The sequence below is a fragment of the Flavobacterium nitrogenifigens genome, from assembly GCF_003254565.1.
Lineage (GTDB): Bacteria > Bacteroidota > Bacteroidia > Flavobacteriales > Flavobacteriaceae > Flavobacterium > Flavobacterium nitrogenifigens.
The window spans coordinates 195,549-213,564 of the sequence record NZ_QJRI01000182.1 but is presented as its reverse complement, the minus strand read 5'-3'; the positions used below and the strand labels follow the sequence as shown (position 1 = coordinate 213,564).

At 32.9% G+C, this 18,016-nt stretch carries 11 protein-coding genes; 3 read left to right on the top strand and 8 right to left on the bottom strand.

The window, feature by feature from the left end; all coding sequences use genetic code 11:
* Positions 1-3: 3 nt before the first annotated feature.
* Positions 4-3,195: a SusC/RagA family TonB-linked outer membrane protein gene (locus DM397_RS22615; protein ID WP_111379945.1), complete on the bottom strand. Its 3,192-nt coding sequence runs from the start codon at positions 3,193-3,195 to the stop codon at positions 4-6.
* A 442-nt stretch (positions 3,196-3,637) separates the two neighbouring features.
* Positions 3,638-5,416, bottom strand: coding sequence for an arginine--tRNA ligase (gene argS / locus DM397_RS22610; protein ID WP_111379943.1), 1,779 nt, complete (start codon positions 5,414-5,416; stop codon positions 3,638-3,640).
* Positions 5,417-5,748: 332 nt separating this feature from the next.
* Here argS and DM397_RS22605 point away from each other — a divergent pair, with 332 nt between their 5' ends.
* The gene (locus DM397_RS22605) at positions 5,749-8,154 is read left to right on the top strand and encodes a TonB-dependent receptor domain-containing protein (protein WP_111379941.1); all 2,406 of its coding nucleotides are present in this window, start codon (positions 5,749-5,751) and stop codon (positions 8,152-8,154) included.
* A 259-nt stretch (positions 8,155-8,413) separates the two neighbouring features.
* Here the strand turns inward: DM397_RS22605 and DM397_RS22600 are convergent, their stop codons facing one another.
* The 3 genes from DM397_RS22600 to DM397_RS22590 form a co-directional block, all read right to left on the bottom strand.
* Positions 8,414-9,085 (bottom strand): copper homeostasis protein CutC, encoded by a 672-nt coding sequence (locus tag DM397_RS22600; RefSeq protein ID WP_111379940.1) that lies wholly within the window; start codon positions 9,083-9,085, stop codon positions 8,414-8,416.
* Positions 9,086-9,266: 181 nt separating this feature from the next.
* Positions 9,267-9,590, bottom strand: coding sequence for a GIY-YIG nuclease family protein (locus tag DM397_RS22595; protein ID WP_111379938.1), 324 nt, complete (start codon positions 9,588-9,590; stop codon positions 9,267-9,269).
* Between the two features lie 272 nt (positions 9,591-9,862).
* On the bottom strand, positions 9,863-10,870 hold the full coding sequence (locus tag DM397_RS22590) for a 3-oxoacyl-ACP synthase III family protein (RefSeq protein WP_111379936.1): 1,008 nt from the start codon (positions 10,868-10,870) through the stop codon (positions 9,863-9,865).
* Between the two features lie 261 nt (positions 10,871-11,131).
* On the opposite strand from DM397_RS22590, the gene DM397_RS22585 reads away from it, so the two are divergent.
* Complete coding sequence (locus DM397_RS22585) at positions 11,132-13,543, top strand: S9 family peptidase (RefSeq protein WP_111379935.1); 2,412 nt, start codon at positions 11,132-11,134, stop codon at positions 13,541-13,543.
* 106 nt (positions 13,544-13,649) lie between these two features.
* On the opposite strand, the gene DM397_RS22580 is transcribed toward DM397_RS22585, so the two are convergent.
* The 3 genes from DM397_RS22580 to DM397_RS22570 all read right to left on the bottom strand — a co-directional run bounded on the left by DM397_RS22580 (position 13,650) and on the right by DM397_RS22570 (position 15,928).
* Positions 13,650-14,600, bottom strand: coding sequence for an ABC transporter ATP-binding protein (locus tag DM397_RS22580; protein WP_111379933.1), 951 nt, complete (start codon positions 14,598-14,600; stop codon positions 13,650-13,652).
* A 106-nt stretch (positions 14,601-14,706) separates the two neighbouring features.
* Positions 14,707-15,402 (bottom strand): OmpA family protein, encoded by a 696-nt coding sequence (locus DM397_RS22575; RefSeq protein ID WP_111379931.1) that lies wholly within the window; start codon positions 15,400-15,402, stop codon positions 14,707-14,709.
* 19 nt (positions 15,403-15,421) lie between these two features.
* Positions 15,422-15,928, bottom strand: a complete 507-nt coding sequence (locus DM397_RS22570) for a lipocalin family protein (protein WP_111379929.1) — start codon at positions 15,926-15,928, stop codon at positions 15,422-15,424.
* A gap of 203 nt (positions 15,929-16,131) precedes the next feature.
* Here DM397_RS22570 and htpG point away from each other — a divergent pair, with 203 nt between their 5' ends.
* On the top strand, positions 16,132-18,015 hold the full coding sequence (gene htpG, locus DM397_RS22565; RefSeq protein WP_111379927.1) for a molecular chaperone HtpG: 1,884 nt from the start codon (positions 16,132-16,134) through the stop codon (positions 18,013-18,015).
* Position 18,016 lies beyond the last annotated feature (1 nt).

Below are 18,016 nucleotides of genomic sequence, written 5' to 3'. Positions count from 1 at the left end.
GTTTTAAAAATTTACTGTTAAACCAAATGAAACACTTCTCATTACACCATACACATTAAGAGATTGTCCATTATTTACTCTTTCTCCTAATCTATTTAGTCTAGGATCCATTCCTGTTCTATTAGACCATAAAGCAAGATTTGATCCCATCAAAGTAAATTTTGTAGATTGTATACCTAAATCTCTAAGCCATTCGTCATTATAGTTATACCCTATCGAAACATCTTGAAGGCTTATGTAATCAGATTTTATTAAGAAATAATCTGAATTCCCCATTTGATAAATTGATATATGATCTATTCTTGGTATGTTTGAAGTAGGATTATCAATTGTCCATGCTTTTGTTACATCTTTATGATAATTCTGACCTATATTATCAGACCCCGAATACATTGCAGATTGGTAAACGCCATCATACATATAACCCCCAAATTGATAAGCAAAACTAGCTTGAATCGTAATATTTTTATATCTAAATAAAGTTCCAAATCCACCATATATATCTGGATTGGCATCTTTTTTACTCAAATATGTTGTAGCATCTCCAAAGACATTCGTAGTTACTTTGTTTCCTGTTAAGTTACCATTAGCATCTTTCTCATCTTTATACCATAATGCATCACCATTTGTCTTATCCACTCCAGCAAATTCTCTTAAAAAGTATGAATAAGCAGGCGCTCCAACTTCAAAACGATAAATTCCATCTGTAAATGCTTTTGGTAACGACGTTATCTTATTTTTATAACTTGTTGCATTAGCCCAAATATTGAAGTCAACATTTTTATTTTTAACAATATCAACGCCTAAATTTAACTCTACCCCTTTATTTCCCATGTCTCCAATATTTTTAGAAACAAATGACGTTCCTGTAGACAAAGCGATAGGAAAATTGTATATCAAATCACTAACATTTCTTTCAAAATATTCAGCTTCGATAGAAATTCTATCAAATAAGGTAATATCAAATCCTGCGTTTAAGTTCTTAGATTTCTCCCATTTAACACTTTTATCTGCTTCAAAAACATTTAAAACACTTGCATTACCTTCAGAGTCAGGCACTACTTCGTATTGAGTTTCATAAGCATAATAGTTTCTTAAACTTCCAAAATAACTGCGATGGCTAATTTGTGAAGTAACCGGATAATTTATATTGTCATTCCCTTGCTCACCGTAGCTACCTTTTATTCTAAAATCTGTGATCCATTTTGTTTTAGGAAAAAATGATTCTTTAATCACAGACCATGCGGCTCCAAATCCGTAGAAATTTCCCCATCTGTTTTCTGGAGCAAATACTGAAGATCCGTCTCTTCGAAAGCTTCCGTTAACAAAGTATTTGTTTTTGTAATTATAGTTTAATCTTGAAAAATAGCCTTCTACTTTATATAGATCATTATAACCATCCAAGTAACCATATTTAGTAGCATTACTAATGATTGGCAAATTAGATATCACCACATTACTTTTTTGTCCCGCTAGCATTTTTGAAGTAAAATCAGATGATTCATGTCCAATTAATACATCTAGTGCATGCTCTCCAAAAGTTTTTTTCCAAGATAATAATTGCTGATTCGTTAATGTATATTGGTTTTTAGTAGCTGTTCCTATTCTACCATTAACTCCCATATCATCTCCCCCTTCACCTGTTGTGCTTGTTAAGTAATAACCAGACAATAAATCATATCCAATATTATATCTAAAATTAAAATCTTTTAAGAAATCTATAGAAATGTAAGCTCTAGCACCAAATTTATTTTCTTCATTTAATTTAGTATTTAACAATGTAGTAGCATAGGGATTCAAATTCGACCCATATGGTCTATCTCCTTGTTGATTAAAATCATAAGATTTAGAGCCATCTTCATTATAAATCATATTACCACTTGCATCTCTTTGCCAAATAGGATATATGGGAGCGATATTACGAGCCCAACTAAATAAATTACTATAAGTTGAAGATGACGTATTTGAAATTGGAGCATTTTGATTTGAATGTGCGTAATTTACATTTGTTCCTATTTTTACTTTACTAGAAACAGTATAATCTACGTTGGCTCTCAAAGTTACACGCTCAAAATTCGAATTGATAGTATAACCATCATCTGATAAATAACCAATTGACAAATAAGAGTTAAGATTATCTGTACTTCCTGATAAACTTAAATATTGTTCTTGTCTTATAGCATCTCTAAATAATGCTTTAGACCAATTGTCGTGATACAGCAACTTGGCATCTGGATTAATTTCTCCTGTTGCTGGATTTATAATTTGACTATTGGCTACATTATAATTATTATATCCAAGAGAATAAGTATCTCCTACAATTAAATTTTGAGCCGCTGTATTTGAAGCATTAACTGGCGTTTGTCCTTGATAAATTAAACCATTCTTAACTCTATTATATACTGCTTTATAATAATCAGCTGGACTTTTAATCATATCATATTCGGGCACAGCACGCGAATTAACTCCAATTTTAGTTTCATAAGTAACTGTCAATTGCCCTTTCTTTCCTTTTTTGGTTGTAACAATTATTACTCCGTTTGCCCCTCTACTTCCATAAAGTGCATTGGATGATGCATCCTTTAAAAAGCTAATTGATTCAATATCCTGGGTTGATATCGAGTTGATATCTCCATTAAATGGTATTCCGTCTACCACATATAAAGGAGCATTTGAAGATGAAATAGAACCAATACCTCTAAATCGTACTTGGGGAGCATCTCCAGGCTGACCTGAATTTGCGCTAATTTGTACACCAGCAACTTTTCCGGTTAATGACTGTATCGCATTAGATGTCTGAGAAGTTTCTAACATTTTTGAATCAATTTTAGAAACAGCTCCTGTTATTTCTTGTTTCTTTTGTGTTCCAAATGCAACAACTACAACTTCGTCTAGTTCTTTACCATCTTCTTGCATTTTGACATTAATAGTTGTAGACGCTCCAACAACAGCAGAAAAATCTTTCATACCCATGTATGAAAAAACTAAAACATCTCCAGTTTTAGCTTTAATCTTATACTTTCCATCAAAATCTGACTGTACCCCATTTTTTGTGCCTTTTACAACGATATTCGCGTTAGGAATTGATCCTGAGGCATCTGTTACAGTACCTGAAATCATTTTTTCCTGAGCAAAAAATAATTGTGAAATCAGCACGAAAGCCAACAACACTAATCCTTTTAATTTTTGTTTCATTATTTTGTTTTTTAATTATAGGGGGCGAACTTAAAAAATTAAAATAATTTTAACAAGTATAAAACTACTTTTAACATTAAAAATTACAAGCTTAATACTACAAAATAAAATTAATTTCAAAGTAGAACTATAAAAAAAGAAAGGTATTTAAGAAGAAAACTAGAACTAGAAATGCCATTAATAATAAAAACCATCCAATAAATTAGACGGTTTTCTTTATCTCTATCATCTTTCACTAAAAGCGTACTAATTCAAAATAGCTAAAAATGAATATTAGAAGAATTGACTTATAACTTTATCACTTGCATTGTAATTCTTACAAAAGCCATTGTAAAATTATTTAAGTTTCTTAGCACGCTTGTGCCGTAGAAGCCAAAAAAACAACAAAAAAGGCCAATAGTCTAAAAACTATTGGCCTCTTCTTTAATTCTATTTTAATTTCTTACATTCTCTCAGGAACTTCAATACCTAATAATTGGAATGCAGATTTAATAACTTCAGCAACTTTTTGAGAAAGCTGTACTCTGAATATTTTTTTTGTAAGATCAACTTCTCCTAAAATATGTACCGATTGATAAAAAGAATTATACTCTTTTACTAAGTCATAAGTATAATTGGCAATTAATGCTGGACTATGATTTTGAGCCGCGTTCTGAATTACTTCTGGGAAAAGCTCAATTTGTTTTACCAATTCTTTCTCTTTCTCATGCAATTCTTCAATTTCGATTTTGTTAGAAAAATCAAAATCTGCCTTACGAATAATTGACTGAATTCTCGCGTATGTATATTGAATAAACGGGCCTGTATTTCCAGCAAAATCTACAGATTCTTCTGGGTTAAATAAGATACGTTTTTTAGGATCTACTTTCAAGATGTAATATTTCAAAGCTCCTAAACCAATTGTTTTGTACAACTTCGCTTTCTCTTCTGCAGAATAGCTATCTAATTTTCCTAAATCTTCTGAAATTTGTTTTGCTGTATCTGTCATATCTTGCATCAAATCATCCGCATCTACAACAGTTCCTTCACGGCTTTTCATTTTTCCAGATGGCAAATCTACCATTCCGTATGATAGGTGATATAGACTTGAAGCCCAGTCGAAACCTAATTTTTTTAGGATTAAGAATAAAACTTTGAAGTGATAATCTTGCTCATTTCCTACAGTATAAACCATTCCACCAACATCTGGCATATCTTTAACACGCTGAATTGCGGTCCCGATATCTTGTGTCATGTAAACCGCTGTTCCGTCAGAACGCAAAACGATTTTTCGGTCAAGACCTTCGTCTGTCAAATCAATCCAAACAGAACCGTCTGGATCTTTTTCAAAAACGCCTTTATCTAAACCTACTTGAACAACATCTTTTCCTAAAAGATAAGTGTTGCTTTCGTAGTAATATTTATCAAAATTAACTCCAAGATTAGTGTAAGTCGTTGCAAAACCTTCATAAACCCATTCGTTCATTTTTTTCCAAAGGGCAATCACTTTTTCATCTCCAGCTTCCCATTTCTTAAGCATATCTTGCGCTTCGATGATAATCGGCGCTTGCTTTTTTGCTTCTTCTTCTGTTTTGCCAGTTTCGATTAAACCATTAATTTCATTTTTGTAGGCTTTGTCAAACTCAACGTAGTATTTACCAACTAGTTTATCTCCTTTTAAACCAGAAGTTTCAGGCGTTTCTCCGTTTCCGAATTTTTCCCAAGCCAACATCGATTTACAGATATGGATTCCTCTATCGTTGATAATTTGCGTTTTATACACTTTTTTACCCGAAGCTTTTAAAATCTCTGCAACAGAATATCCTAACAAATTGTTACGAACATGTCCTAAATGCAACGGTTTATTGGTATTTGGAGAAGAATATTCTACCATAACTGCTTTTTCTTCTGGATTTGGAGCCACAAAACCGAATTGTTTCTGCTCTTTTATTCCATTAAAGAAATTTACATAATAACTGTCTGAAATTACAATATTCAAGAAACCAGAAACTACATTAAAGCGAGCAACTTCAGAAACATTTTCTACTAGATAATTTCCAATTTTATTTCCCAATTCAGCCGGATTACTTTTAATCACTTTCAGCAAAGGAAAAATTACCATCGTAATATCTCCTTCAAACTCTTTTCTAGTAGTTTGGAACTCGATTTTCTCAACAGTAACATCAAATAATGCTTGTATTGCTTTTTGTATAGAAGGTGTAAGAATTTGTGATAATGACATGTAAACTTATTTTAAAGTGAGCAAAGATACTGCTTATTCATCAATTACAGAAAATCAAAAACATATTAAATTCAAGAAAAGAGTTTTAATTTGACAAAAAAGCGCAAATATTAATTGTTAAAATTATCAAAAAATCAAAAGGCTAATCTATTACAAAACAGCGTATGAGAAAAAAAATATGCTTTTTTTTGAAATTTCTTGTAACATATCGACTGTAAAAGAGTCTTAATAGAGACTTTAATTTTTTTTGAAGTCAGGAAAAACAAAAAAGAAAAAAACTAACAAAACGAAATCATCATCAATCAAATCAAAAAATAATCAGTAAAAAAATCATGAAATTAAAATTCTTTCTGTTTGCGTTATTAGGAATAATTGCAACTGCACAGGCCCAGAATACCGGAAGTGTTTCTGGAAAAATTACCGAGAAGTCAAACAACGCGCCCATTTCTTATGCCACTGTTTCGCTTAAAGAAAATGGAAAAGTGGTTTCTGGCGTAAACACAGACGATAACGGAGACTTTTCTTTTAAAAATATTGCTTTAAAAAATTATACAATAGAAATCCAGTATATCGGATTCAAAAAATACATTGGTTCTGTAATTTTAAGTGAAAACAGAAAAACAGCAACTGTAAATGTTTCTCTTGAAGAAGAAGCAACTCAGTTAAAAGGTGTAAACATTGTTGCCGAGCGTTCAACAATTGAACAAAAAATTGACCGTAAAGTAATTACTGTTGGTAAAGATTTGACAACGGCTGGAGCTTCTGCTTCTGATATCATGAGCAATATTCCATCTGTGAATGTGGATCAAGACGGAAAACTTTCGCTTCGCGGAAATGACAATGTACGTGTCTTAATTGACGGACGTCCATCTAATATTGATCCTGCTCAATTATTGAAACAAATTCCATCAACTTCTATCAAAAAAGTTGAGCTGATTACAAATCCAAGCGCAAAATACAATCCAGAAGGAATGTCTGGAATCATCAATATTGTATTACATAAAAGTGCCAACACTGGTTTCAACGGAAGCTACAGTGGAGGTATTACTTTTGGAGAAACTGCAAAATACAATCAGTCACTTGATCTGAACTACAAAACTGGAAAAGTGAATTTCTTCGGAAATGGAGGTCAAAACTTCGGGACGTATTACAATAAAGGAAGAATTCAAAGATTGGATCAGGATGTAGAACAGAATTTAAAAATTTCTAACGAAAATGATAATTACTTATACAAGTTAGGAATGGATTATTTAATTAATGACAAAAACACTCTGTCTTTCTACACCAATCAAAATAAATCAACTGGAAACGGAAATGTAATTACCAATATTGATTACAACAATGGCGATCCAGATATTTTAAACATTTACCAAAATTCACTTTACAAAGGGCCAACAAAAACCGGAACTTACAATTTGGCATACAAACATATTTTTAAAAAAGAAGGACACACTTTAGATTTTGAAGGTAATTACAGTGATACGAAATCAAATCAAAATGCTAGTTTTGACACCAATACAACAAGACCTGACAACACTTCAAACAGTGTAATTTATAGCGATCAAATTGGTGATCAAAGAAAATTAAGCACAATAAATGTTGATTACGTAAATCCGTTGAATGACAAAACTACGCTTGAAGCTGGTGCTGAAGCAAGAATTACTAGAACAAATAATGATTACAACACAGGTAATCCTTTAGTACCTGTTGACGAAAGAATTTCGAATTATACTTATGACACTGATATTTATTCAGCTTACGTGACTTTTGGTCAAAAGTTCAAAAAATTCAGTTATCAATTAGGAACTCGTTTTGAAAGCTATAAAGTTCAAGCTAATCTAAACCATGGTCAAGATAAATTTAATGATGATTATATTACTTTATATCCATCAGCTTATTTGACTTATAATTTGAATGAAAAAAATGTTCTTCAATTAAGCTATAGCCGTCGTGTTGACCGTCCAAGTATAGAGCAAACTAAACCAATTCGTGAATTCTCAACTCCATTAGTAACTTCATACGGAAACCCAGAATTAAGACCTCAATTTACAAACTCAGTAGAAGTAAATTACACTAAAACTCTTGATAAAGGTAGCGTAACTGCAGGTGTTTTCGTAAGAAGCATAAATGATCAAATTAGCAGAACTTTGAGTCCAGACCCAAATGATCCATCTGGATACAAACAAATACTGAGCTATACAAATTATGATCACAACAGTGCTTATGGTTTTGATGTTTCATTAAATTATAAATTGACAAAATGGTGGGATATTCAGCCATCTATTGATTTTTCAAGTATCAAACAACAAGGTGTAGTTTTTGAAATTAATAAGCCAACTGGTACTGAACGCAGTGTAACAACTACAGCTTTTAACGCTCGTATGAACTCTAACTTTAAACCTACAAAACGTTTAAGTTTCTTGCTATTCGGTTTTTACAGAGGACCAGTTGAAGATGTACAGCAAAATAGACATGAAATGTACAAAATGGATATTGGTTCACGTTACACATTGCTAGACAACAAAATGAACATTAGTGTACGTTTTAATGATGTCTTCAAGACAATGAAATATGCTTTTGACGGAATTTATCCTTATCCTCAAACAGGTCAGTTTTCTTGGGAAAGCAGAACAGTTTATTTAGGTTTGACTTACAACTTTGGAGGTGGAAAAATCAAAAATTTACAGCGTAAACAAAGGGACGACAATACTAACAAAGGCGGAGGCGGAATGTTCTAATCTCGTCTGAGAAGGTTTTTTAAATAATTTTTAAATAATTTCTTGTAGAAAAAAAGTCTGGAGCTTGCCAACTCCAGACTTTTTTTGTTGTGTTTAATTCTACTAAAAATAGAAAAAGTTTTACTTAACAAATAAAATCTAATTTAATCTGCTGAAATCTGTACAGATCTGCGTGAAATACTTTTGAGAACAATTTTTTACGCAGATTTACACAGATTAAATTTAAGTCGCTTGGAATATCTCCTCAACAAACTTTAGTCTATAAAAAATTGCGTAATTCTTTTATTTCTTCTGGATTGGCAATTTCAGAATTATCGGTGATTGCAGACGAATGATAAAAAGTCAGATCTAATTTTTCTTGCAGTAATTTTATATTCGAAGATCGCAAACCGCCTCCAGGCATAATTTCTATTCTATCGCCAGCTAGTTCTTGAAGTCTTTCTAAAGCAACAATTCCTTCTTCAACATTTACTCCTTGACCAGAAGTCAGAATTGTTTTGAAACCACAGTCAATAATAGATTCAAGCGATTTTTCTGGATTTTTAACTACGTCAAAAGCACGATGAAAAGTACATGATAGCGGATGCGCTAGATGTACCAATTCTTTATTCTGCTTTTTATTGACTTTTCCGTTTTCCTTTAAAATTCCAAAAACAAAACCGTCAACACCCAGCTTTTTATAGTGTTTAATATCTTGCTTCATTTCGGTAAGCTCTTCATCCGAATAAACAAAATCGCCACCTCGAGGTCTTATAATAACATGCATTTTTATATTTAAACTTTCACGGACTTTTACCACTAAAATTGAGTTTGGCGTTGTTCCTCCCAGTTTCATGTTTTCACATAGCTCAATTCTGTCCGCACCATTTGCTTGAGCAATTAATGCCGATTCATAATTAAAACAAGCTATTTCTAGTTGATTTTTTTTCATTTTGATTTTATTAAAAGGGCTTTCGTTTCACTCAGCCTTACAAACTTCAAAACAATTATGTTCAATCTTTGTCTCCCTGAGCGGAGTCGAAGGGCGCTCCTGTTGGAACGTGAGCTTCGACTCCGCTCAGCCTGACAAATAGCTTGTGTTCTACTGAGCAAAATCGACTGCTAATTTACTACTAAACATCCTTTTTATTAAAATTTTCATGAGTTGTTTTATTCAAACATTGAGAAAGTTTTTTCAAATCCTCCCATTTATCTTTTATTATAGCTTCTTTCTTTTTTCTACTCCAGCCTTTTACTTGTTTTTCAAATGCTATTGCTTGGATAACGTCATTAAACTCTGTGCAAAACACTAACTCTAAAGGTCGTTTATTAAAAGTATAGCTTTCTTTATTTAACCCATAATTATGCTCATTTAATCTTCTATTTATATCATTTGTCATTCCTGTGTAATAACTTCCATCAGAGCATTTCAATATGTAAACGTAATATCTTTTCATAATTTCTATTTTGCAAATAAAAGTAAGAAATTTAATTCAAAAATATTAAATAGAAGAGCGTGCCAATTGGAACGGGGCTTCGACTTCGCTCAGCCTGACAAATAGAAATCAATCACATGTTATCGTCAAAGATTTGTCTCCCTGAGCGGAGTCGAAGGGCGCTCCTATTGAAACGTGGGCTTCGACTCCGCTCAGCCTGACAAATCTGTATAAAAAAACCTGCTCCAAATAAGAAGCAGGTTTTAAAAAAAATATAATGTAAGATGATTATTTTACCATTTAATGATAGCACTAGCCCAAGTGAAACCACTTCCGAAAGCTGCTAAAACAACAGTATCTCCAGATTTGATTTTTCCTTGTTCCCAAGCTTCTGTCAGAGCAATCGGAATAGACGCTGCTGTTGTATTTCCGTATTTCTGAATATTGTTATGAACCTGATCGTCTGTTAATTTGAATTTATTTTGAATGAATTGCGAAATTCTCAAGTTTGCCTGATGCGGAATTAGCATATCAATATCTGAAACCTGCAATCCATTTGCTTCTAATCCTTCATTGATTACTTCAGCAAAACGAACTACAGCATTTTTAAATACAAACTGCCCATTCATATAAGGATAATAACTTTCGTCGTTTGGATCATTGTCCGCAATAATATCTGTTACCCAGCGTGCTCCCATTCCTGGTGCTTGCAATGCCAATTCTTCAGCGTGTTGTCCTTCAGAATGTAAATGAGTTGACAAAATTCCTTTGGTCAAATCTTCTTCACGGCTTAAAACCGCTGCTCCTGCTCCATCTCCAAAAATTACTGAAACTCCACGTCCACGAGTTGTCATGTCTAATCCTGTAGAGTGAACCTCAGAACCAATTACCAAAATATTTTTATACATTCCAGTTTTAATATACTGGTCTGCAACAGAAATTGCGTAAACAAAACCAGAACATTGATTTCTAACATCTAATGCACCAACCGTTCTTAAACCTAAATCTCTTTGAACCAAAACACCTGGTCCTGGAAAATAATAATCTGGACTTAATGTAGCAAAAACTACAAAATCAATATCTTCTTTGGCAACACCAGAACGCTCTATTGCAATTTTAGCTGCTTTTACTCCCATTGAAGTCGTAGTGTCTTCTCCACGAATGATGTGTCTTCTTTCTTGAATTCCGGTTCTTTCCTGAATCCATTCATCATTGGTATCCATTATCTTAGACAAATCATCGTTAGTTACGACATTGGAAGGAACATAATATCCTAAACCAGCTATTTTTGAATGATACATAATCTATTATTATTTATTAAAAAATTGGATTGCAAATTTACGCATACTTTAAAATATACGTACACAAAATACTATTTTTTTCGTTATTAGCAATTTAATATATTTTAATTCTAAGGTAACTTATCATCATTTACTTTTTGAAAAGACAATATTAAGACACAAACATTGAAAAAAATTAAAAATCAGATACAAGATGTAACAACATAAAAGTATTTTAGACAAACATTTTGAATACTATTACAAACCCATAAAATTTAAACTATGAAATTAAAGGTTACGCTGTTTTTATTTTTACATATAAGTCTTTTCTCTTTTGCTCAAGAGAATCTAACGTATCAAAAACCTTCTAAATCTATTTTGGATTTGGCAGACTATCAAAGAGCACCTTCTGTGTCTATGGATACAAAAAAAGAAAATATGCTCCTAATGTATCGCAATACTTATAAAACGCTCGAAGATCTCAATCAAGACGAAGTTCGTTTGGCAGGTTTACGAATTAATCCTGTTACTAATATTTCAAGTACTGCAACTTATCTAAAAAATCTAAAACTACGAAAAATAAGTGGTAAGGAAGAAATTCAGGTCAAAGGACTGCCTGAAAATCCAAAAATAACAAACATTCTTTGGTCGCCAAATGACAAAAAAATCTTGTTCTCGCATACTACAAATTCTGGCGTTGAGCTTTGGGTTTTGGATGTAGCAACAGCTCAGGCAGAAAAGCTTACAGAAGCTAGAGTAAATGCAAATCTTGGAAATCCGTTTAGCTGGTTTTTGGACAGTGAAACTATATTAGTAAAAATGCTTCCTAAAAACAGACAGCCACTTTTGGACTCTAAAAAAGATCTGCCTACTGGTCCAATTATTTCGAATACCTCAGGAGAAAAATCTCAAAACAGAACGTATCCTGATATGTTGAAAAACAAAAATGACGAAGCTAATTTTGAAAACTGCATCACTTCTGAATTATACAAAGTAAAACTAAATGGTGATGCTGTTTTGTATAAAGACGCAGCTATGTTTGCAGGAGAAAGAATCTCACCAGATGGCAATTACATTATGCTGACAACCATTCAAAAGCCATTTTCTTATGTCGTTCCATTAAATAGATTTCCGTCTAAAACAATTGTTTATGATTTAAGCGGAAGAGAAATTAAAACCGTAAACGAGGTTCCTTTAAATGAAATTATGCCAAAAGGTTTTATGGCTGTTCGCAAAGGAAAAAGAGAAATGGCGTGGAGAAACGACAAACCTGCAACGTTATCTTATGTTGTAGCTTTAGATGAAGGTGACCCTGCAAATAAAGTTGATTTTAGAGATGAAGTTTTTCTTTGGGATGCACCTTTCGACAAAGAAGCATCTTCATTGGCAAAAACACCACAGCGTTTCAGCGATATTACTTGGGGGAATGACAATCTAGCGGTTCTTTCAGAAGAATGGTACGATACGAGAAATACAAAAACATTTTTAATAAATCCATCAAATCCAGGTCAGCAGCCAAAATTGATTACCGATAGAAATTCTCAAGATGTTTATTCAGATCCTGGAGTTTTTGAAACAAGAAAAAATGCTTATAATAAATATGTTTTAGCTGTCGAAAAAAACAACTTGTATAGAATTGGCGAAGGTTACACTAAAAATGGACAATTTCCTTTTGTGGACGAATTCAATCTGGAAACTTTAAAATCAAAACGTATTTATACCTCTCCTTATAAAGATAAAAAAGAGGATATTTTAGAAATTGAAGATTTTAAGTCTGGAAAAGTCTTAGTTCAAATTCAGTCAAAAAGTGAATATCCTAATTATTATTTTAGAAATATTAAAAAACAAAATAGCTTAACACAAGTTACTGATTTCAAAAATCCGTTTGAAAGCATTAAAAATGTTAGCAAAGAAGTTATTAAATACAAACGTAAAGACGGATTGGAGCTTTCGGGAACTTTATACCTTCCTGCTGGTTATGATAAAGCTAAAAAAGAAAAACTGCCACTATTGATCTGGGCATATCCAGCAGAATACAAAGATAGAAACAGCGCTTCGCAATCGACTCAAAATTCTAACGAATTCACATTCCCTTACTATGGGTCATTTGTATATTGGGTTACAAAAGGATATGTTGTTTTAGACGATGCTGCTTTTCCTATCATTGGTGAAGGAACTACAGAACCAAACGACAACTTTATTTCTCAGTTAGTTGATAATGCTGCTGCTGCGATCGATGCTGTTGATGCTTTAGGATATATTAACCGTAAAAAAGTGGCTGTGGGTGGACACTCTTACGGAGCATTTATGACGGCCAATTTATTAACACATTCTGATCTTTTTGCTTGCGGAATTGCAAGAAGTGGTGCTTACAACAGAACTCTAACACCATTCGGATTCCAATCTGAACAAAGAAACTACTGGGAAGCGCCAGAAGTTTACAATACCATGTCTCCATTTATGAATGCTGAAAAAATGAAAACTCCAATTTTATTGGTTCATGGAGAAGCAGACAATAATCCTGGAACTTTTACTTTGCAGACAGAACGTTATTTTCAAGCCTTAAAAGGTTTAGGAGCGCCAGCAAGAATGGTTATTCTACCAAAAGAGTCACATAGTTATGTGGCTAAAGAAAACATTCTACACTTATTATGGGAACAAGATCAGTTTTTAGAAAAATATCTGAAAAACTAAATTCACAATTTGATTCCAAAAGTAAACCCGACAGTTTTGAAACCTGTCGGGTTTATTATTTTAACAATTAGAAATTATCTAATTTTCTAATTGACACATTCCCAAATTATAAATAATTTAATGCAAGAAAAACTTCTTGTTCTAGCGGTAAATCGATTTCACTTTCAAAGAAAATCAATTGCCTCTTATAAACAGTTTCAATTAAATAATGGCTTCCTCTAAAATAGGTTCTCCTAATTTTCACCATCAGTTTTGATTCTGAAACCATTTTAAATTGATGCGGATATACTAATGTTTTATGAGTTTCGTCTTCATAAGACAATAATAAATGAGTCGGAATTTCATTTACTTCACCAAACAAAGAAGCTACATATTTAATTTGCGGATCTTCATATATTTTTGAAGGATCATCTTTTACTAAGACTTCTCCGTTTCGCATCACGATTGCCTGATCTGCAAAAGACAAAGCATCAGTACTGTCATGCGTTGCAATAATACAGGTAATTCCTTTTTGCTTTAGGTAACGAAATAAATTACGGCGTAATGCATTTTTTCTAAAAGCATCAATCTGACTGAATGGCTCATCTAGCAAAATCACTTCTGGTTCTAAAGCCAAAACTCTAACTAAAGCAACTCTCTGTTGTTGTCCTCCACTTAAGAATTTTGTTTTTACATTAGAAAACTGATCCATTTCTACCATCTCTAACAATTCCTGAACACGAAGTTTTTTCATGTTTGCGAAACCATTTGATAGAAACTTCCCAACGTTTTCTGCAACAGTTTCATAAGGAGATAAATCAAAGTCCTGCGCCAGATATTTCATGTAAGGCATTCCAGGAATCAAATTAAACTTTGGTCCCAAAACTGGTTTATCCTCATAAAAAATCTTTCCTTCATCCAGATCGTAAAGTCCATATATAAGCTTGAGCAGCGTACTTTTTCCGCAGCCACTCTCGCCAATAATGGCAATGTTCTGGCCTTTTTCAATAGAAAAAGAGATGTTTTTTATAACGGGGCTTTCGGTGTACGAAAAAGAAATATTTTGTATGTCGAGCATGAGTTGTAATATGAGACGTCAAATTTACAATGTTTAATTTCTAAAGTCAAAAAAAAGCTGCCTCAATTATGAAACAGCTTTTTTTATATTTTATTTTGTCTTGAAATTATTTTCCAGCTTCCACTTTAGCGTCATTTACCATTTTGTCGTTTGCTGTAATAGAGAATTCAACACGACGGTTTTGCGCTCTTCCTTCTGGAGTATCATTTGTTGCAATTGGATCTGCAATTCCTAAACCTGAAGTTTTGAAACGACTTGCTTTTAATCCTTTAGCAACTAAATAAGCCTGAACAGACGCAGCTCTTTGTCCTGAAAGTGTCAAGTTATATTCTGGTTTTCCTGTATTGTCAGTATAACCAAAAATTTCAATATTAGTATCTCCGTACTCAGTGAATACAGGGATCAATTTATCTAAATTAGCTTTTGCCTGAGTAGTCAAAGTTGATTTGTTAGTATCAAAACGAACCGCATTTTCGTTCAAAGTCAAGTGAATTCCTTCACCAACTCTTTCAACATCAGCACCTGGAAGCGCTTGGTCGATTTCACGAGCTTGTTTATCCATTTTATTACCAATCAAAGCCCCAGTTCCACCACCTACAGCAGCTCCAATTACAGCTCCTAGTGCAGCGTTCCCGCCTCGACCAATATTATTTCCTAAAATACCACCAATAACACCACCTGCTACAGCCCCAATTCCTGCTCCTTTTTGTGTGTTATTAGCATTTTTTACTGAATCGCAACTTGTAAAAAAGCTAGCTAATACCAATAAACTACTTAAACCTAAAACCGTTATCTTTCTCATTTTTTATACCTTTAAAATATTAATTAGCTCTTTGAAATTGGTAGACCACGTCTTTTACCTGACCTCCAACATTGATATTGTCTACTAACTGAAATGAATTTTCAGTCACTCCAGCAACTTTTAGTAAATAACCATCTCTTACTTTCTTGGCTTTTTCGCCTGCATTAAGAATTTTAAGAACAAACATACCTTGATCATTGATGCTCCATACAATTGGAGAAGAAAATCCAGTACAGCTTGGGGATGTTAAAGCCATATTTCCTTTATTATTATTTGAAATAAAGCTCCAAGTACTTCCAATAAAACATTTAGAATCTGCTAGATCAAACGAATTCACTTTGATATAATCTGAGCCTGGATAAGATACATTCGTTAGAACCCAATTCCCTTTTAGAGCTACTTGAGTTTTCTTGTCAAGTTTAGTTGAAAGTGTAGTAGCCTCAGAAGATGAAGCTGTCGTGGACGAAGATGATTTACACGCAAAAAACAGAGCGGCAATCATACACATTAAAATACTCTTCTTCATTTTGTACAATTTTTTTAGATTAATATTTGTCTTTTTAACAATTATTGTACCACAAATATACGATTCGTTCAGATATTTTTTGTTTTACAATCCATTTATTTTCTTTCAAAATTAACATTTCCGACATTTTGTCACCCAAAAAACAATTGGTATTCTATTTGAATAAATGAAAATCATCAATTTAAATCAAAAAATTAAAAAATATGGCAACAGGTAAAATTAATGTTTCAGTAGAAAACATTTTTCCCTTAATTAAAAAGTTCTTATACAGCGACCACGAAATTTTCTTGCGCGAGCTTGTTTCTAATGGTACTGATGCTACTTTAAAATTAAAACATCTTATCAGCATTGGCGAAGCTAAAGTTGAATACGGAAACCCGATTATCGAAGTAAAAGTGGACAAAGAAGCTAAAAAAATCCACATTATCGATCAAGGTTTAGGTATGACAGCTGATGAAGTTGAAAAATATATTAATCAAGTAGCTTTTTCTGGCGCTGAAGAATTCTTAGACAAGTACAAAGATTCTGCTAAAGACTCTGGAATTATCGGACATTTTGGTCTTGGTTTCTACTCTGCTTTTATGGTAGCTGAGAAAGTTGAAATCATTACAAAATCGTACAAAGACGAGCCAGCTGCACACTGGACATGTGACGGAAGTCCTGAGTTCACTTTAGAGCCTGCTGACAAAACTTCACGCGGAACTGAAATCATTCTTCATATTGCAGAAGACTCTCTTGAATTCTTAGACGATTCTAAAATCAGTGGCTTATTAAACAAATACAATAAATTCATGCCTATTCCGATTAAATTCGGAACAAGAACTGAAACACTTCCAAAACCAGAAGATGCTCCAGAAGATTACGTTAATGAAACTGTTGAAACTGACAACATCATTAACAACCCAAATCCAGCTTGGACAAAACAGCCTTCTGAATTATCTGATGAAGATTACAAAAACTTCTACAGAGAATTGTATCCAATGCAGTTTGAGGATCCATTATTCCACATTCACTTAAATGTAGATTATCCGTTTAACTTAACTGGAATTCTGTATTTCCCTAAATTAGGAAGCGACATGCAGATTCAGAAAGACAAAATTCAGTTGTACCAAAACCAAGTTTACGTTACAGATAACGTAGAAGGAATTGTTCCTGAATTCTTGACAATGTTAAAAGGTGTGATCGATTCTCCAGATATCCCGTTAAACGTTTCTCGTTCTGGTTTACAGGCTGACGGTGCGGTTAAGAAAATTTCGAACTACATTACTCGTAAAGTAGCTGATAAATTGAAAGCTTTATTCAATGAAAACCGCGCTGATTTTGAAGAAAAATGGAACGATATTAAAATCGTTTTAGAATACGGAATGCTTTCTGAAGAGAAGTTCTACGAAAAAGCGGGCGCATTTGTTTTGTATCCAACTGTAGATGACAAATATTTCACTTTAGATGAATTAAAAGAAAAACTAAAAGAAAACCAAACTGATAAAGATGGTAAACTTGTAGTTCTTTATGCAGGAAACAAAGATGCACAACACTCTTATATTGAAGCTGCAAAAGAAAAAGGATACGAAGTATTGCTTTTAGATTCTCCAATTATTTCACACTTAATTCAGAAAATTGAAAACGATAATAAAGATGTAACTTTTGTACGTGTTGACTCTGATCATATCGATAATTTAATCAAAAAAGAAGAAAACACTATTTCTAAATTATCTGATGACGAAAAAGCAGCTTTAAAAACTTCATTAGAAGCTTATATTCCAAAAGCATACAGCGTTCAGTTGGAAGCTATGGATTCTCAGGCTGCTCCTTTCATAATCACACAGCCAGAATTTATGAGAAGAATGAAAGAAATGAGCCAAACTGGTGGAGGTGGAATGTTCGGAATGGGCAATATGCCAGAAATGTACAATTTGGTTGTAAACACCAATTCTGACTTAGCTTCAAGCATCTTAAATACTGAAGACAAAACGCATCAAGAACATTTAGTAAAACAAGCTTTAGACTTAGCTAAATTATCTCAAAACCTTTTAAAAGGTGAAGCGCTTACTGCGTTTGTTAAGAGAAGTTTTGAAATGATTAAATAAT